The sequence below is a fragment of the Maribacter polysiphoniae genome (assembly GCF_003148665.1).
Lineage (GTDB): Bacteria > Bacteroidota > Bacteroidia > Flavobacteriales > Flavobacteriaceae > Maribacter_A > Maribacter_A polysiphoniae.
In genome coordinates this window covers 18,479-34,974 of record NZ_QGGQ01000015.1, presented here as the reverse complement: position 1 = coordinate 34,974, position 16,496 = coordinate 18,479, and the positions used below count along the sequence as shown (strand labels likewise).

The following is a 16,496-nucleotide window of genomic DNA, read 5'->3' as shown; positions in this document are numbered from 1 at the left end:
TAAAATGGCTGTTTCCCAAAATGGTAAGGTTTCCTTGGTTACAACATAACCTTCACAACTGTTGTGATTGTATGAATCAATTCATTCCCGTACTTAAAATCCCATAAAAGGCTTTGATGCCATAGGCAATTTGACCGATTTTTAGATTTTCATTGGGACTGTGCTGATTGTTGTCGGCGTTTACCATGGGGACAATAAAAGCTGGAATCTTCAATTCATTGATAAAAGGTCCAATGGGGACCGTTCCTCCCATAATCCGAATCTGAACCACATCCTCCCCAAAGGATTCTTTGAGAACATCGACCAAGAAATTCCCATAGGCATTATTCAGGTCGGTTCTGAAGGCATTGGTTACAGAGCCCTCAGTGATAGTGATGATTTTGTCATGTGCCATACGATCCTCCTTGGTGGGAAGCTTATCCATGATGTAAAATCCTTGGTTTTCGATATGTTTCTTGACAAGGCCCTTCAATTTCGTTCCATCGGTTTCAGGTACCAAGCGCATATCAATTTCGGCTGTGGCACTTTCTGGAATGATGGTCCGTGCTTTTTCACCTACCCATCCAGAACTTAATCCACGAATATTCAAAGAAGGGTACTGCAATGACTCCTGATAAAAACTACCTACTTGTTCCGGTGTTTTTATCGATAGGTTATTATTGATGGTCGTGGCATCATCGGGGACATTTTTTAGAATTTCCATGGTTGTTGGATCCAACGTAATACCGTCATAATAGCCGTTGATCAATACTTTTCCATTTGCATCCTTCATACTGGCCAACAGTTGTGCCAATTGAAAACCAGGATTGGGGGCGTAATTGCCATAATGCCCACTATGTTGTGGTTTTAAGGGACCATAGGTGGTCAAAGAAAGTGTGGTGATGCCTCTACAACCGTATACAATGGTAGGTTTTCCGGATACATGTACTGGTCCATCATTAATGACCAGGAAATCAGCTTTAAACAAATCGCGGTATTCCTTTACCGCTTCGGGAAGTGGTTTACTGCTTTTTTCCTCCTCACTATCCAAGATCACCTTGACATTGAAAGGCAGGGAAACATTATTTTTTTTCAAAAGATCAATGGTGTTCAACAACATAACAATAGGACCTTTGTCATCCGACGTTGAACGACCAAAAAGCCGCCAGTCATAATTAAGGTTGTTCGTTAGGCTGTCAAAAGGTTGTGTCTTCCATTGATCACCATCTTTTGATTTCAACACGACGTGATATGGGTTGGGTTGGTCCCATTTGGCAGGGTCAACCGATTGCCCATCAAGATGCATATAAAAAAGAATGGTGGGTTTATTGTCTTCCATGGGTAAGGCCGCAAAGAACAATGATTCCCCGGTAGTGGGTAAAATACTCGAGTTAAATCCCCTTTCATTGAACTTCTTGGTCAGCCAGGTCAGGTTTCTGTTGATATCCGCATGATCCAAAGCATCATTGGGTATGGCTACGAATTCCTGTAATTCATTGATAGTATGGCTGATATATGTTTTTAAATCATCATCATTTTGGGCGATAGCATACCCTGAGGTCAAAACTAGAAATAAGGCGACAATTTTCTTCATTTTCTTTATTGGGATAAGAATTTAAAAGTAGGCATTTCTAGTTTTTCAACAAGCCGATTACCTTTAAAATAATCAGTCGGATCAAAAGGATAAATGGAAAACCATGCAAAAGCACATCAAACCAGTCCATAAAGGCCATACCGTTTGCGCCACCCGTAATCCAACGGATTTTACCCCAAATATGGGGTTCGGGAAAAAAAGGGGCCAAGCCTAAGGTTAGGCAAAGCAAAATGACAAGTTTCCAATTGTTGATGAATTCCATAGTTTAGCGAATGGTTTTAATAAAATCGGAGATTGTGTCAATCCCAAATTGGGTTATATGTTTGATAAAGGCTGAGCCGATAATGGCCCCTGCGGTGGTTTGGGTCGCTTGGTCAAATGTTTCGGCATTATTGATTCCAAACCCGACAATTTGGGGGGTGTTGAGGTTTAGTGCCGCAATACGCCCAAAATAGGTTTTTTGTTCTTCCCCAAAACCGGTTGTGGCTCCTGTTGTGCTCGCCGAGCTTACCATATAGATGAATCCGTTGGAAGCATTATCAATCTGCTTAATGCGTTTGTCACTGGTTTGGGGCGTTATAAGAAATACATTGACCAGTCCGTATTTTACAAAAATGGCTTCATAATCCTTTAGGTATACATCTAGGGGTAAATCGGGGAGAATGAGTCCGTCTATCCCAATTTCCTGACAACGTTTACAAAAGGCTTCGACCCCATACTGGAATATGGGATTAAAATAGCCCATAATGATCAAGGGTATGGATACCGTTTTACGAATATCCTTTAACTGTTCAAAAAGTAATTCGGTATGCATCCCGTTTTTTAAAGCCGCCGTTGAACTTTTTTGAATGGTAGGTCCGTCTGCCAGTGGGTCTGAAAAAGGCAATCCGATTTCGATCAGGTCAACACCATTTTTTTCCAGATCTTGAATGATTTTCACCGTGTCGTTCAGTTTTGGATATCCAGCGGTAAAATAAATGGAAAGGATTTTTTTGTCCTCTTCGAGTTTTTGGTTTATTCTGTTCATCTTGTGTAAGTTTTTCATTCCCACTTGGGTGGGAACGTCAAAAAAAAGGACTAAAGCTTAAAGTAGTTGATATACGTATCGAGGTCCTTATCTCCACGACCTGATAGGTTTATAACCACGATATCGTCCGGTTTAAATGTTTTATGTTCTAATAGGGCCAGGGCATGTGAGCTTTCGATGGCTGGGATAATACCTTCCAACTTCGATAACAATAATCCAGCCTTCATGGCATCGTCATCGGTAATTGAAACAAACTCACCGCGGCCAGACCGGTATAAATGGGCATGCATGGGACCTACACCGGGGTAATCGAGTCCGGCTGATATGGAATAGGGTTCTGTTATTTGTCCGTCTGGGGTTTGCATCAATAAGGTTTTACTACCATGAATGATACCGACCTTCCCTAAGACCGAAGTAGCGGCACTTTCGCCGGAGTCGATGCCTTTACCTGCGGCTTCTACCGCTATGATTCCAACATTGGGATTATCCAAATAATGATAAAAGGCACCAGCGGCATTACTGCCACCACCAACGCAAGCCACTACATAATCGGGGTTTTCAGTCCCTTCTTTTTCTTTTAACTGTGATTTTATCTCTTTGGAAATCACGGATTGAAATCGGGCCACCATATCAGGGTAGGGGTGTGGTCCAACCACAGAGCCAATGATGTAATGCGTATCTACCGGATTATTGATCCAATCGCGGATAGCCTCATTGGTAGCATCCTTTAATGTTCTACTTCCTGATAATGCTGGGCGCACTTCGGCACCTAACATTTTCATTCGGGCGACATTCGGCGCTTGTCGTGCAATATCGATCTCACCCATATACACTACACATTGTATTCCCATTAAAGCACAAACCGTGGCAGTGGCAACACCATGTTGGCCGGCACCAGTTTCGGCGATGATCCTGGTTTTGCCCAACTTTTTGGCCATGAGTATCTGCCCAATGGTATTGTTTACCTTATGGGCGCCTGTATGGCACAGATCTTCCCTTTTAAGATATATTTTTGTGTTGTATTTTTCAGAAAGTCTTTTTGCGTGATATAATGGGGTAGGTCGCCCAACATAATCCTTTAATAACTGGTCGAATTCCTTTTTGAACGAAGGTTCTTCCATGATCTGGATGTAATTCTGGCGTAATTCCTCAGTATTGGGATATAGCATTTCGGGTATAAAAGCCCCTCCAAACTCGCCATAGTAGCCTTTTTCGTCTGCGTTATAATTCATTTTAATTTCTTTATAAATTCTTTTAATGTACCGATGTCCTTAAGGCCCGGTTTAATTTCAAATTTGCTGTTCACATCAATGGCGTGGCAAAGGTTTGATTCGGGTTGCTTTATAAATTCCTTGATCGATTCCAAATCCCCCAAACCAATCCCGCCACTTAGGAAATATGGTTTTTTAGATGGGTAATTCCTTAAAATACGCCAATTGAACTTATAGCCGTTCCCACCGGGTAATTTACCTTTAGTGTCGAAAAGGAAGTAATCACATACCGATTCGAAAGGCTCAAGTGCTTTAAAATCAAATGTTTCTTTAACAGAAAACACTTTGATGATATCGATCCCTTTCAATTCACTTTTTAGCATACGACAGAATTCGGGGGTCTCCTTACCATGTAATTGAACTGCCAAAAGTTGATGGGTATTGACCATTTCGATGATCTCTTCGATATAGGCATCGACAAAAACACCGACCTTTTTAATACTATGGGGAAGTACCGCTGGTTTGCCAGTGAAATTCCTTTTTGAGGGTTCCCAGAAAATAAAGCCCAAATAATCTGGTTGTAAAGCCCCAACTTCAGCAGTGTTAAGATTCATACCACAGACTTTTATCCTAAGGGGTTCCCTTTTGGAAGTGTCTGTGTTTTTGTGGTATTGGCTCATTGTTTGTAATTAATTAAGGGCATTGATGAATTCAGTTGCACCTGTGCCGGGATTCCCGGTTTTCATAAAATTCTCACCAATGAGGAAACCTTGATACCCATAGGGTCTTAGTTCCTTGATGGCTTCAATACTGCTAATGCCACTTTCCGATACTTTTACAAAATCATCAGGGATGATTTCAGATAATTCCTTACTGGTTTCCAAACTGACCTCGAACGTTTTTAGGTTGCGATTGTTTACTCCCAACATGTCCAAACTGGGCATGATGGATTTGTGTAGTTCCTCCTCATTGTGTACTTCCAACAAGACATCCAAGCCCAAACTTTTGGCCAATTCGGAAAACCTTTTTATTTCGGCTTTGGATAATATGGCCGCAATCAATAATATGACATCGGCACCATAGGCCTTTGCTTCGATTATTTGATAGGTGTCAATAATGAATTCTTTCCGTAACAACGGCATTTTTACAGCTGCCCGGGCCAGCAGCAAATCATCCAAGGAACCTCCGAAATATTTGCCGTCTGTCAACACGGACATGCCGCAAACACCTGCTTGTTCATAGCCTTTTGCAACATCCTGGACATTCAAATCCTGATTTATGACCGATTTGGAAGGAGAACGCCGCTTGTGTTCCGCAATTATCCCTGTTCTACTATTCCGTAGCGCATGGGCCAAAGAAACGGAATCGCGATCAAAAAGGACAGAGGCCTCCAGTTGGGATAAGGGAATCAACCCTTTTCGCAGATTTACCTCAATCCGTTTGTCTTTAACTATTTTATCGAGAATATTCATTTTCGTATCTATTAAACGCTTAAGGCTTGCAGTTTTTTCAAGGCTTTCAATCCTTTGCCCGACAATAATGATTCCATTGCCTTCCCAAAACCTTCCTTTGGACTAATGCCATTCACTGTGGCAATGGCGATTCCGGCATTTGCACAGACAACATTGTTCTGGGCTACCGTTCCTTTTCCTTCCAGGATGTCGATAAATATTTTTGCCGATTGTTCAATGGTTTCCCCTCCTACAATCTGTTCTTGTTTTACGGCTTTGACCCCAAAATCAGAGGGTTGTAACATGCCTTCTGAATTGTTGGAAATAGTCTTTGTGGCTCCGGTCAACGAAATTTCATCATAACCATCCAAAGCATGCAATACGGTAAAGTTTTTATCGGTATTCTGGTATAGGTAACCATACATACGGGCCAACTCCAAATTAAAGACCCCGACCATCTGGTTTTTGGGGAAAGCGGGGTTGACCATGGGCCCTAGCATATTGAAAAAGGTTTTCACAGCCAATTCCCTACGGATTGGGGCCACGTTTTTCATGGCAGGGTGAAACAATGGGGCATGCAATACACAGATTCCTGCCTCATCGATGGATTTTTTTAGAAAATCGGCATCATTACTGAATTTTATACCGAGGAATTCCATGACATTACTACTGCCACATTTTGAAGAGACCCCATAATTACCATGTTTGGTAACGTGTACACCGGCTCCAGCGGTAACGAAGGAAGCCAATGTTGAGATGTTGAAGGTGTCCTTGCCGTCCCCACCCGTACCACATAAATCAATTGGGTTGTATTCGGACAGGTCAATGGCCAAGCATAAATCTAAAAGTGCATTTCGAAAACCTTCCAGTTCCTCGATGGTTATACTTCGCATCATATACACCGTTAAAAAAGCGGCGATCTGACTTGTATTATATTCTCCTTTGGCAATATTGACCAAAACTGTTTTGGCATCCTCCTTGGCGAGGATGTCGTGATTGATCAGTCTGTTTAAAATATCTTTCATATACGCTGAATTTGTTCCAGTAGCTATTTTATGCTTTTTCTGTTAACCAGTTTTGTAAAATGGTTTTTCCTTTTGGTGTCAATACGGATTCTGGGTGGAATTGTACGGCGGATACGTCGAAATGCCTATGTCGTATTGACATTATTTGTCCGTTTTCATCAATAGAGGTTACTTCCAAAACCTCAGGGATATCCGGGGATACCACCCAGGAATGATAGCGGCCTACTTCAATTTCCCTCGGTAGTCCCTTAAACAAAAGATCATCCTTTACCACCTTTATATTTGTGGCGATACCGTGGTATACCTCGTCGAGGTTTATCAAGGAGCCACCGAATACTTCGGCTATGGCCTGTTGGCCAAGGCAAACACCAAAGATACTCTTGGTCGGGGCGTATTTAGCGATAATCGCTTTAAGTAAACCTGCTTCATCCGGGATGCCCGGGCCTGGGGATAAAACGATTTTATCGTAGGCATCAACCTCCTCCAAAGTGAGTTGGTCGTTTCTTTTTACAATGACTTCACAATCCAGGTCCTCTAGATAATGGACTAGATTATAGGTGAAGCTGTCATAGTTGTCAATTACCAATATTTTTTTCATAATCATCTTGATTTTGGAAATTTTAGATGGTTTCCGCAATTTCCAAGGCCTTGGTCAATGCTCCTAGTTTGTTATATGTTTCCTGTAATTCATTTTCGGGATTCGAGGCGGCTACCAATCCTGCACCCGCCTGGTAATGTAACTGGTGGTTTTTACTTAAGAAAGTACGGATCATTATGGCGTGGTTGAAGTTTCCCTTGAAATCCATAAAACCGATGGCACCGCCATAGTATGACCTGTTCGTTCTTTCATATTTTTCTATGAGTTGCATGGCCATATGTTTTGGGGCGCCACTTAATGTCCCTGCCGGAAAGGTGTCGGCCACGACTTTCATGGTGGTGATATCCTTTTTCTTTTGTCCGGTTACTTTGGATACCAAATGGATTACATGGGAAAAGAACTGTACTTCCCTATAATTGTCAACACGTACCATATTCCCGTGTCGACTTAAATCGTTTCTGGCCAAATCGACCAACATCACATGCTCGCTGTTTTCCTTGTCATCAGTGGTCAACTCTTTGGCCAATGCTGCATCTTTTTCATCATTACCGGTTCTTTTGAAGGTGCCGGCTATGGGATGTATTTCGGCCTTGCCTTCATTTACGATCAATTGGGCCTCTGGGGAACTTCCGAATATCTTGAAATCACCATAATCAAAATAGAACAGATAGGGGGAAGGGTTTATAGAGCGAAGGGCCCTATAGACATTGAATTCATCGCCTTTGAATCCTTGTGAAAATCTTCTGGACAGCACCAGTTGGAAAACATCACCCCTTTGGCAATGTTTTTTAGCCAAGTCAACATGCGCTTTATATTCTTCATCCTTAAGGTTTGAAGTAGGTTCCCCTTCTTTGTTGAAGTTATAGGACGCAAAGTTCTTGACATTTAGGATTTGTTCAATTTCCGCAATATTACTTTCCTTTTCATAACAATGGGCAAAGATGTACGCCTCATTCTTAAAATGGTTGATTGCGATGATGTTTTGGTAAACAGCATAATATATGTCAGGGATATTCAGTGCATCTTCTTTTTTGCTGATGTTGATGTCCTCAAAATACCGTATCGCATCATAGGCCATATAGCCAAACAAACCATTGTTTATGAACTTGAACGAATTTTCATCGGCTTGGAATTTTAGACTGAAATCATGTATGGTCTGTGCCACATCGGTTTCAGGGTCGATATGCTTCGTCGTGATTTTGCCGTCGGGAAATTGCTCCACAATGGTTTCATTCTCAATCTTGATCGATGCAATGGGGTTGCAACAGATATAGGAAAAACTGTTGTGGTTGGCATGATAGTCACTACTTTCCAAAAGAATACTGTTCGGAAATCGGTCCCGTATCTTTAAATAAACACTGACAGGGGTAATGGTATCTGCTAGGATTTTTTTATGATGTGATTTAAATTGGTAGTCCATGATCAGTTTATAGAATTAAAAAAGGCTTGTCGTGATAGACAAGCCTTATATATAGTTTTACTACAATGATGCTTCGCTCACGACGTTTTCCGTAAGTTACTCCACCACCAAGTATTTGTTATGTTATTTTTCATTGCATCAAATATAGAAATGATTTTTTAAACATCAAATACGTTTTTTGTAAAAAAAACTCCGGATGTTATAAAAACAGCCGGAGTTTCACTTGTGAGGTCAAGTTTATTAAAATACCAAATCTACAACAAGATCAAATTCATCGTAAATTGTTTTATCCCCTAAATTATCGAAAAAGCTGCCTGAACCGTAACGCACATCGTATTCGGCCCTATCGATTTTCATGGTGGCAGTGGCTTTGCTACCATATATGGATACGTCAAAGGTCACTGGTTTGGTAAACCCTTTTATGGTTAGGTCCCCGGTTACTTCATAGGAATTTTTACCATTTGGCACTACTTTCGTGAATACCAATGTTGATGTGGGGTGTTTTTCGACACCAAAGAAATCGTCCGATTTCAAATGGCCTTCCAATTTACCTTTATATTCCCCCTCTAAATCGGTACTGACCAAGGAAGTCATATCAACGGTGAATTCCCCTCCAATGAGTTTGCCTTCGTCGAATACTAATGCGCCACTTTTTAAATCAACCGTTCCGTTATGTGACCCGGTTACTTTGTAGGCTTTCCAAGCGACTGAGCTTTCATCGGTTTTCACCTCTTTCTTTTCCTCGTTTTTGGGTTCGGTTGCTGATGCTGTAAAGCCAAATACTACGGCTAAGGTCAATGCTAATACATTCTTTTTCATTTGTTGTTGCTTTGAATTGTTAATAATTATGATTTAAATTGATTTAATAAAAGGTTCAATTGTTTCAGTTCATGCTCTGAAAATTGATCCAACATTTCGGTTTCTGTCTTCGAAACGACATCATCCATCTTTAAAAGTCGATCCAAGCCTTTTGATGTGATATTTATTTCCACCTTCCTTCGATTTGAAGGACAGGTGTGCCTTTCAACATATCCTTTCAAAATAAGTTTATCGACCAAACGGGTGGTATTGCTCATTTTTGAGACCATTCTTTTGTTCAAGGTGCTAAGATTGGCGGGTTTGCCATTTTGCCCCCTTAAAATCCTTAAGACATTGAATTGTTGGATAGAAATGTCAAAGGGTTTAAGGGCAATGGCCAATTTTTCGTTTATGCCGTTTGCGACCAACATAATATGAATGATCGTCCTTCGTTCCAATGGAATTTCCTCCGATGTTTTAATACGCTCCTCTACATTCATGTACTTACAATATTTGTATATACAAATGTAATTGATTTGTTTGATTTGGAATAGCGTCTATGGTATAAATTTCTGTTAAAAAGAAGAAATGAATCCGTAAGGCCAATGTATTCGGCGTATTTCTATTTCTATTTTGTTTAAATACATTATTTTTGCATCCTAAAATTTAAGAAAATGGCAGATTTATCGCAGAAAGAATGGGTAGAGCAGCTGAAAGCTGATGATAATGCATTTGTATTGGATGTTCGGACACCGGCTGAATTTCAACAAGGCTTTATTCCGGATGCCAGTAATATTGATATCTATTTAGGACAACAATTTGTTTCGGAACTGGAAAAATTGGATAAGTCCAAAAGTTATTATGTCTATTGCAGATCAGGTGCTAGGAGCGGACAAGCATGCAACATAATGAAGGGTATGGGATTTAAGAAAGCATTTAACCTTCAGGGCGGAATTATGGCCTGGGAAGGGGAGGTTGTTCGCTAAAAGACCTAAATAATTCTATAAAAAAGTCCCGCATTTTTGCGGGATTTTTTATTTTAGGGCTATGCGGGAGGATTTACTTCATTTTGTCTGGAAATACAAAAAGCTGCCATTGCAAGAGTTGGTTACGAACCAAAAGGAATCTCTGGTCATTGTGGACACGGGGTTGCATAACCATCTTTCAGGTCCCGATTTCTTTAATGCCAAAATACGTATCGGCGGACAACTTTGGGCAGGCAATGTGGAAGTGCATATCAACGCATCGGACTGGTATGCACACCACCATGAAGAGGATACCAATTATGACAATATCATTTTGCATGTTGTTTGGTATGATGATATGGAAATATACAGAAAGGATCGTACCATAATCCCTACCCTGGAGTTGAGGAAGTACGTGTCCGAAGATCTTTTGGTCAACTACCGGCGCTTGTTCGATAAACGTTCGACAAAATTCATCAACTGCGAAAATGACATTTCCAACATCGATGGATTTACATTGGGTAATTGGCTCGAGCGACTCTATATTGAGCGTTTGGAACAGAAGTCCACTTTGGTTCAGTCCCTTTTGGAAGATTCTAAAAATGACTGGGAAAAAGTGACATTCAATTTACTACTCAAGAATTTCGGATTGAATATAAACGGACAATCATTCTTGAGCATTGCCCAAGCTTTGGATTTTTCAATTGTTAGAAAGCTACGGGGTAATACACATCAATTAGAGAGTGTTCTTTTCGGTTTGGGGGGATTGTTGGATCATCAAGATTCAATGGATGGCTATTTGATTGCTTTACGGGAAGAGTATACCTATTTAAGAACAAAGTTCGGCCTTGTCCAAGAAAGCGTCCAGAGTCCGGAATACTTTAAACTTCGTCCGTCCAATTTCCCTACCCTTAGGCTTTCACAAATCGCTAATTTGTATGAAAGGCACGAGAATCTTTTTCAAAAGCTGATGACTGCCAATGACCTGGAGGAACTGTACACTATTTTTGAGGTTTCGGCGAGCCGGTATTGGGATGATCATTTTACTTTTGGGAAAGTATCAAAAAAGAGTACGAAGAAGTTGACAAGGCCATTTATCGACCTTTTGATTATGAATACGGTCCTCCCATTGAAATTTTGTTATGGGCGCCATAGGGGTAAAGATGTCATTACCGCTATTTTTAAAATAATAGCGCAGATAAAGAAAGAGGATAACGCGGTGTTGAAAAAATTCAATGTACTTGGATTGGAAATGAAAACGGCTTTCGATAGTCAAGCGGTATTACAACTCTACAAGGCTTATTGTACAAAAAATAAATGTCTTCAATGTGTAATAGGTAGTAGTTTATTGCACGGAAATATTTAATTTTAAATTATGAATGTTTTCTATCAACTTTTATATTATTTTCAAAAAAGGGGATTCGAGGTATGTAGGCGAATTGCAGAACGCATGGGGATTCGTGCCAGAGTGGTTAGAACGTCGTTCATTTACCTTACATTCGTAACTTTGGGGTTTGGGTTTGCACTCTATCTTTTTTTGGCTTTTTGGTTAAAGATCAAAGATTTGGTATATACCAAAAGAACCTCAGTTTTTGATCTTTAATATGATTCGACTTTTTCGTTCTAAAATCTATTTGGCCATCGCTTTGATTGGGTTTGTTCTGGCGACTGGGATCATAGGTTATAGGATATTGTCCAATCTATCTTGGTTGGATGCCTTTTACATGACCGTTATAACGGTAACTACGGTCGGTTTTTCCGAAGTAGGCCCATTAAGCGGGGAAGCAAAGGTTTTTACGGTATTTTTAATAATCTCAAGTGTATTCATATTTGCATTTTCCATTTCAGTGATAACGGAGTATATTTTAAGTAGGAATACCATGGATATTTTAAAAAAGAAAAAAGTGAAGAACATGATCAATGCACTATCCAACCATGTGATTATCTGTGGTTTTGGTCGAAATGGAAATCAAGCGGCCATTAGACTGAAAGCCTTTAATAGGCCTTTTGTCGTTGTCGAAAAGGATCGGGAGGTCATTGATAAATTTGAGGATAGTATCTTATTTGTCGAAGGGGATGCCAATGATGATGAGGTGTTGATGGAAGCCGGAATAGAACGGGCCGATAATATTATTACCACATTGCCCGAAGATGCAGCAAACCTGTTTGTGGTTTTATCCGCTAGACAATTGAACAAAAAATTGAATATCATAAGTAGGGCATCGCTGGTCACATCACAGAAAAAATTGATACTGGCCGGTGCCAACCAAGTGATCATGCCCGATAAAATCGGTGGTGACCATATGGCCTCGTTAGTGGTAATGCCCGATTTGATTTCGTTTATGGACGAGTTGTCGTTGGAAGGCGAACATACCACAAACCTAGAGGAAGTCGCTATTGAGGATTTTGCAGAACAGGGAGATCACAAGTCCCTTCGAGATCTTGATTTAAGGCGTAAGACGGGGTGTACCATAATAGGTTATATCGCACCGGATGGCAAATACACCATTAACCCGGAGGCCGATATGCAACTGCAGCCCAAAAGTAAGATTATTGTTTTGGGAAGGCCTGAACAGATTCGAAGATTAAACGAAATGTTTAATCTATAACAAGTTTCTTTTTGTCTATTACTCTTTGATTGAACAGTTTTTTTTTAGATATTGCTTAATTCGTTTTTTTAACCAACCTAATTAGACCTTATGAAGTATAAAATGCTTTCTTTTCTTTTCTTTTTGTTGCCTTTTGTAACTTTTTCCCAAGAAACATCAGAAATGGGAATCGACGAGCGAATAAATGCTTGGTTTGAGCCTATTACTGCAGTTTGGGAAGGAATAGTATTTTGGCAGGTTCCCGGAACCGGTATACCCCTTGTTGTGATTGTATTGGTACTAGGGGCTACTTTTTTTACTTTGTATTTTGGTTTTGTCAATATCACCAAGTTCCCATTGGCCATTAATGTGGTTAGGGGTAAGTATGACGAACTGGAGGCACCTGAAGGTCATGGTGTGGAAAAGGCAGAGGTTAATATTGTTGATGGAGATTTGCCTGATACCATTCGTGATGAGAGCAAGCATGGGGAGGTAAGCCACTTTCAAGCCCTGGCAACAGCTGTTTCAGGTACTGTAGGCTTAGGGAATATTGCTGGTGTCGCCTTGGCAATTGCCATTGGTGGTCCTGGAGCTACATTCTGGATGATTTTATGTGGCTTATTGAGTATGTCTACCAAATTCGTCGAATGTACCTTGGGGGTTAAGTACCGTGATTTTGATGCGGATGGTACCGTTCATGGGGGGCCGATGTATTATCTTTCCAGAGGTTTGAAGGAAAGGGGTTATACAGGTCTTGGTAAGGCATTGGCCGTTGTTTTCGCTATACTTTGTGTTGGGGCCTCCTTTGGTGGTGGCAACGCTGTACAGTCAAATCAGGCAGCGGAACAATTGGCGGCAATGATGGGATTACAAGGTGGATCAACAGGATTTATCATTGGAGTGCTTTTGGCCATTGTTGTCGGTATCGTTATTATCGGGGGAATCAAAAGAATTGCTTCCGTAACAGAAAAAATAGTGCCGTTCATGGCAATTATATATGCCATTGCCTGTCTTATTGTGATTTTCGCGAACTTTTCATATATCGACGATGCATTCGTGCTTATTTTTAAAGGGGCGTTTACACCCGAAGCCGGACTAGGAGGATTGTTCGGGGTGTTGATCGTAGGCTTTAGAAGAGCCGTTTTCTCCAATGAGGCCGGAGCCGGTTCAGCGGCTATTGCGCATTCTGCCGTAAAAACCAAATACCCGGCCAGTGAAGGTATTGTGGCCCTTTTAGAGCCGTTTATCGATACGGTGGTGATTTGTACCATGACGGCTTTGGTGATTATATTTTACAACAGCGGAGGCGTTTTTGAATATGGTGGTGATGGTGCCGGAAATGTTATTGTCAACGGAGTGTCTTTGGGTGGTGTTAATTTAACATCAATGGCCTTTGAATCCGTCATTCCTTGGTTCCCGTACGTATTGACCTTGGCAGTGGTGCTTTTTGCGGTTTCAACGATGATATCATGGTCTTATTATGGACTTCAATCCTGGAAATTTTTGTTCGGTAGGGGGAAAATTGCTGATTTGGTTTACAAAATTTTGTTCATCGCTTTTATCGTAATTGGGGCTTCAGCCTCTATGGGCGCTGTATTTGCTTTTTCGGATGCAATGATTTTGGCATTGGTATTTCCGAATATGATAGGTCTTCTATTGTTGTTTCCAAGAGTGAAAGAGGAAATGAACAAGTATATGAGTGCTATAAAGACAGTTAGGAAATAAGTAGTGCGGTTTGAAGAATATGAAGTCCCATTTTTCTTTTAGTAAACAAGAGAAAAGTGGGATTTTCTTTTTGCTCTTGATCATTGTTGTCTTGCAAGTGGTTTTCTACTTGGTAAAAAATGCTTCCCACACTTTGGAACCCAGTCTGACCATTGATAGGGAAACCCAAGAAAAGTTGGATTCGCTAAAACTAGTGACGCTTCAAAAAGATTCGACCCGATTGTTTCCCTTCAATCCCAATTATATTTCAGATCATAAAGGATATACTTTGGGGATGACCCCAGAGGAGATCGATCGGCTGCATGCCTACCGGAAAAAGAATTCATACGTAAATAGCGTTGAGGAATTTCAAAAGGTCACAGGAGTTCCGGATTCTTTGCTGAAACGTATGGCACCGTATTTTAAGTTTCCGGAATGGGTCAATAGAAATACCACACGAAAAACAGTATCCCGGACAGCTGATATTGTGGACAATAAAAATAATCAACATCGGATTGTTGGGGAGATTGGGGTCAAGGATCTTAATTCGGTCACCGCCAGTGAATTAAAATCGATTTATGGAATTGGGGATAAATTATCCGAAAGAATAATCAAATTCAGGAATCGGTTGGGTGGCTTTCTGGTAAATGAACAATTGTATGATGTATACGGACTGGAACCGGAGGTCGTTGAGCGGACTTTGGTGCGATTTCAGGTGCTGAAAAAGCCTGATATTGAAAAAATAAACATTAATACGGCATCGGCTAAAAAACTATCAAAATTAGTATATATTCAAAATAATGTAGCAAATAGCATAATTGATTACAGAAATGCTAAAGGAAGTATAGATTCCTTTGATGAATTGTTAAATATTGAGAATTTTCCAATTGAGAAGATTGATAGAATTAAGTTATATTTGGCGTTATAAATTTAATGGCTATGCAGAGCATGTACTTTACTGAAGAACATCAGTTATTTAGAGAGAGTCTCAGGGATTTTTTGTCGAAAGAAGTGATTCCCCATATCAATAAATGGGAGTCCGAAGGTAGCATAGAGCGTTTCATCTGGAAAAAGTTTGGTGAAATGGGTTATTTTGGTCTTGCCATCGATGAATCCTATGGGGGGTTGGGACTTGATATCTTCTATACCGTAATCTTTTTAGAAGAACTTCAGAAAGTGAATTCTGGCGGTTTCGCTGCTGCCATGTGGGCACATGCTTACCTGGCCATGGTGCACTTGAATAAAAATGCCAGTCATGGGCAAAAGGAGGCTTATTTGACCCCTAGTGTCCATGGGGAGAAGGTTGGCTGTTTAGGGGTGACCGAACCTTTTGGAGGTAGTGATGTGGCTGGTATGAGAACGACCGCCGTTAAAAATGGGGATACTTATATCATCAATGGGTCAAAGACGTTTATTACGAACGGGGTGCATGGTGATTATTGCATTCTTGCGGCAAAAACCGATCCGGACGCGGGGAACAAGGGGATAAGCTTATTTATTGTCGACTTGAACAGTAAAGGTATTTCCGCCAATAAATTGGATAAATTGGGGTGGCGTGCCTCGGATACGGCGGAACTTGCTTTTGATGATGTAAAAGTTCCCGCTTCCAATCTAATGGGGGGTGAGGGTAACGGATTTGGATTGATAATGCAGGCATTTGCCCTTGAACGACTGGTTATGGGGATCAATGCCCATGCCAGGGCAGAATATGCCCTTGATTATGCCATGCAGTATATGTCGGAAAGGGAAACTTTTGGAAAACCGATCAATCAATATCAGGTCTTAAGGCATAAGTTGGTTGATGGCCATGCTAGTATGGAACTGTGTAAGCAGTATAATTATGGTGTGGCGTATAAGATGGATAGAGGTGAATATGTTGTAAAGGAAGCCACAATTTCAAAATTGAAATCTACCGAAATGGCAGATAAGGTGGCTTACGATTGTTTGCAGTTCCTAGGGGGGTATGGCTATATGGAGGAGTATCCCATGGCACGTATGTTCAGGGATAGTCGATTGGGGCCTATTGGTGGGGGTACATCAGAGATACTAAAGGAGATTATAGCCAAAATCATCATCGATAAGAAAGAATATCGTGCCCCTAAGGCTTGATAATAGCCTGTAGATTAAGGTATGCCG

18 protein-coding genes are annotated in these 16,496 nt (G+C 40.8%); 7 read left to right on the top strand and 11 right to left on the bottom strand.

Annotation, left to right across the window (positions count from 1 at the left end; translation table 11 throughout):
- Positions 1 to 76: 76 nt before the first annotated feature.
- The 11 genes from LX92_RS20760 to LX92_RS20710 all read right to left on the bottom strand — a co-directional run bounded on the left by LX92_RS20760 (position 77) and on the right by LX92_RS20710 (position 9,603).
- Positions 77 to 1,573 carry a M20/M25/M40 family metallo-hydrolase gene (locus LX92_RS20760; protein ID WP_109654717.1) on the bottom strand — a complete coding sequence of 499 codons (1,497 nt, stop codon included), beginning with the start codon at positions 1,571 to 1,573 and terminating at the stop codon, positions 77 to 79.
- Between the two features lie 37 nt (positions 1,574 to 1,610).
- Positions 1,611 to 1,835 (bottom strand): hypothetical protein, encoded by a 225-nt coding sequence (locus LX92_RS20755; protein WP_109654715.1) that lies wholly within the window; start codon positions 1,833 to 1,835, stop codon positions 1,611 to 1,613.
- A 3-nt stretch (positions 1,836 to 1,838) separates the two neighbouring features.
- Positions 1,839 to 2,600 carry a tryptophan synthase subunit alpha gene (gene trpA / locus LX92_RS20750; RefSeq protein WP_109654833.1) on the bottom strand — a complete coding sequence of 254 codons (762 nt, stop codon included), beginning with the start codon at positions 2,598 to 2,600 and terminating at the stop codon, positions 1,839 to 1,841.
- Between the two features lie 50 nt (positions 2,601 to 2,650).
- Complete coding sequence (gene trpB / locus LX92_RS20745; RefSeq protein ID WP_109654713.1) at positions 2,651 to 3,832, bottom strand: tryptophan synthase subunit beta; 1,182 nt, start codon at positions 3,830 to 3,832, stop codon at positions 2,651 to 2,653.
- Positions 3,829 to 4,491: a phosphoribosylanthranilate isomerase gene (locus tag LX92_RS20740; protein ID WP_109654711.1), complete on the bottom strand. Its 663-nt coding sequence runs from the start codon at positions 4,489 to 4,491 to the stop codon at positions 3,829 to 3,831. Before LX92_RS20740 ends, trpB begins: the two co-directional genes overlap by 4 nt.
- 9 nt (positions 4,492 to 4,500) lie before the next feature.
- On the bottom strand, positions 4,501 to 5,283 hold the full coding sequence (trpC, locus tag LX92_RS20735) for an indole-3-glycerol phosphate synthase TrpC (RefSeq protein ID WP_109654709.1): 783 nt from the start codon (positions 5,281 to 5,283) through the stop codon (positions 4,501 to 4,503).
- An 11-nt stretch (positions 5,284 to 5,294) separates the two neighbouring features.
- Positions 5,295 to 6,287, bottom strand: a complete 993-nt coding sequence (gene trpD, locus LX92_RS20730; RefSeq protein WP_109654707.1) for an anthranilate phosphoribosyltransferase — start codon at positions 6,285 to 6,287, stop codon at positions 5,295 to 5,297.
- Positions 6,288 to 6,315: 28 nt separating this feature from the next.
- Positions 6,316 to 6,885: an anthranilate synthase component II gene (locus LX92_RS20725; RefSeq protein ID WP_109654705.1), complete on the bottom strand. Its 570-nt coding sequence runs from the start codon at positions 6,883 to 6,885 to the stop codon at positions 6,316 to 6,318.
- 22 nt (positions 6,886 to 6,907) lie between these two features.
- Entirely contained in the window at positions 6,908 to 8,305 is a 1,398-nt protein-coding gene (locus tag LX92_RS20720; protein WP_109654703.1) for an anthranilate synthase component I family protein, read from the bottom strand.
- A gap of 240 nt (positions 8,306 to 8,545) precedes the next feature.
- Complete coding sequence (locus LX92_RS20715) at positions 8,546 to 9,124, bottom strand: YceI family protein (RefSeq protein WP_109654701.1); 579 nt, start codon at positions 9,122 to 9,124, stop codon at positions 8,546 to 8,548.
- A gap of 26 nt (positions 9,125 to 9,150) precedes the next feature.
- Positions 9,151 to 9,603: a MarR family winged helix-turn-helix transcriptional regulator gene (locus LX92_RS20710; RefSeq protein WP_109654699.1), complete on the bottom strand. Its 453-nt coding sequence runs from the start codon at positions 9,601 to 9,603 to the stop codon at positions 9,151 to 9,153.
- 174 nt (positions 9,604 to 9,777) lie between these two features.
- Here LX92_RS20710 and LX92_RS20705 point away from each other — a divergent pair, with 174 nt between their 5' ends.
- The 7 genes from LX92_RS20705 to LX92_RS20675 all read left to right on the top strand — a co-directional run bounded on the left by LX92_RS20705 (position 9,778) and on the right by LX92_RS20675 (position 16,469).
- A complete protein-coding gene (locus LX92_RS20705; RefSeq protein WP_109654696.1) occupies positions 9,778 to 10,089 on the top strand; it encodes a rhodanese-like domain-containing protein in 312 nt (103 codons plus the stop codon).
- Between the two features lie 61 nt (positions 10,090 to 10,150).
- A complete protein-coding gene (locus LX92_RS20700; protein WP_109654694.1) occupies positions 10,151 to 11,434 on the top strand; it encodes a DUF2851 family protein in 1,284 nt (427 codons plus the stop codon).
- Between the two features lie 9 nt (positions 11,435 to 11,443).
- Positions 11,444 to 11,671: a PspC domain-containing protein gene (locus LX92_RS22835; protein ID WP_109654692.1), complete on the top strand. Its 228-nt coding sequence runs from the start codon at positions 11,444 to 11,446 to the stop codon at positions 11,669 to 11,671.
- Position 11,672: 1 nt separating this feature from the next.
- The gene (locus LX92_RS20690) at positions 11,673 to 12,677 is read left to right on the top strand and encodes a potassium channel family protein (RefSeq protein ID WP_109654690.1); all 1,005 of its coding nucleotides are present in this window, start codon (positions 11,673 to 11,675) and stop codon (positions 12,675 to 12,677) included.
- A gap of 90 nt (positions 12,678 to 12,767) precedes the next feature.
- Positions 12,768 to 14,381 carry an alanine/glycine:cation symporter family protein gene (locus LX92_RS20685; protein ID WP_109654688.1) on the top strand — a complete coding sequence of 538 codons (1,614 nt, stop codon included), beginning with the start codon at positions 12,768 to 12,770 and terminating at the stop codon, positions 14,379 to 14,381.
- Positions 14,382 to 14,400: 19 nt separating this feature from the next.
- A complete protein-coding gene (locus LX92_RS20680) occupies positions 14,401 to 15,288 on the top strand; it encodes a helix-hairpin-helix domain-containing protein (RefSeq protein ID WP_223308442.1) in 888 nt (295 codons plus the stop codon).
- Between the two features lie 11 nt (positions 15,289 to 15,299).
- On the top strand, positions 15,300 to 16,469 hold the full coding sequence (locus tag LX92_RS20675; protein WP_109654684.1) for an acyl-CoA dehydrogenase family protein: 1,170 nt from the start codon (positions 15,300 to 15,302) through the stop codon (positions 16,467 to 16,469).
- The last annotated feature ends 27 nt before the right edge of the window (positions 16,470 to 16,496 follow it).

Excerpts from the sequence above, each read along its gene's own strand:
- LX92_RS20760 (WP_109654717.1), bottom strand. The coding sequence starts at position 1,573 with ATGAAGAAAATTGTCGCCTTATTTCTAGTTTTGACCTCAGGGTATGCT.
- LX92_RS20755 (WP_109654715.1), bottom strand. The coding sequence starts at position 1,835 with ATGGAATTCATCAACAATTGGAAACTTGTCATTTTGCTTTGCCTAACC.
- trpA (WP_109654833.1), bottom strand. The coding sequence starts at position 2,600 with ATGAACAGAATAAACCAAAAACTCGAAGAGGACAAAAAAATCCTTTCC.
- trpB (WP_109654713.1), bottom strand. The coding sequence starts at position 3,832 with ATGAATTATAACGCAGACGAAAAAGGCTACTATGGCGAGTTTGGAGGG.
- LX92_RS20740 (WP_109654711.1), bottom strand. The coding sequence starts at position 4,491 with ATGAGCCAATACCACAAAAACACAGACACTTCCAAAAGGGAACCCCTT.
- trpC (WP_109654709.1), bottom strand. The coding sequence starts at position 5,283 with ATGAATATTCTCGATAAAATAGTTAAAGACAAACGGATTGAGGTAAAT.
- trpD (WP_109654707.1), bottom strand. The coding sequence starts at position 6,287 with ATGAAAGATATTTTAAACAGACTGATCAATCACGACATCCTCGCCAAG.
- LX92_RS20725 (WP_109654705.1), bottom strand. The coding sequence starts at position 6,885 with ATGAAAAAAATATTGGTAATTGACAACTATGACAGCTTCACCTATAAT.
- LX92_RS20720 (WP_109654703.1), bottom strand. The coding sequence starts at position 8,305 with ATGGACTACCAATTTAAATCACATCATAAAAAAATCCTAGCAGATACC.
- LX92_RS20715 (WP_109654701.1), bottom strand. The coding sequence starts at position 9,124 with ATGAAAAAGAATGTATTAGCATTGACCTTAGCCGTAGTATTTGGCTTT.
- LX92_RS20710 (WP_109654699.1), bottom strand. The coding sequence starts at position 9,603 with ATGAATGTAGAGGAGCGTATTAAAACATCGGAGGAAATTCCATTGGAA.
- LX92_RS20705 (WP_109654696.1), top strand. The coding sequence starts at position 9,778 with ATGGCAGATTTATCGCAGAAAGAATGGGTAGAGCAGCTGAAAGCTGAT.
- LX92_RS20700 (WP_109654694.1), top strand. The coding sequence starts at position 10,151 with ATGCGGGAGGATTTACTTCATTTTGTCTGGAAATACAAAAAGCTGCCA.
- LX92_RS22835 (WP_109654692.1), top strand. The coding sequence starts at position 11,444 with ATGAATGTTTTCTATCAACTTTTATATTATTTTCAAAAAAGGGGATTC.
- LX92_RS20690 (WP_109654690.1), top strand. The coding sequence starts at position 11,673 with ATGATTCGACTTTTTCGTTCTAAAATCTATTTGGCCATCGCTTTGATT.
- LX92_RS20685 (WP_109654688.1), top strand. The coding sequence starts at position 12,768 with ATGAAGTATAAAATGCTTTCTTTTCTTTTCTTTTTGTTGCCTTTTGTA.
- LX92_RS20680 (WP_223308442.1), top strand. The coding sequence starts at position 14,401 with ATGAAGTCCCATTTTTCTTTTAGTAAACAAGAGAAAAGTGGGATTTTC.
- LX92_RS20675 (WP_109654684.1), top strand. The coding sequence starts at position 15,300 with ATGCAGAGCATGTACTTTACTGAAGAACATCAGTTATTTAGAGAGAGT.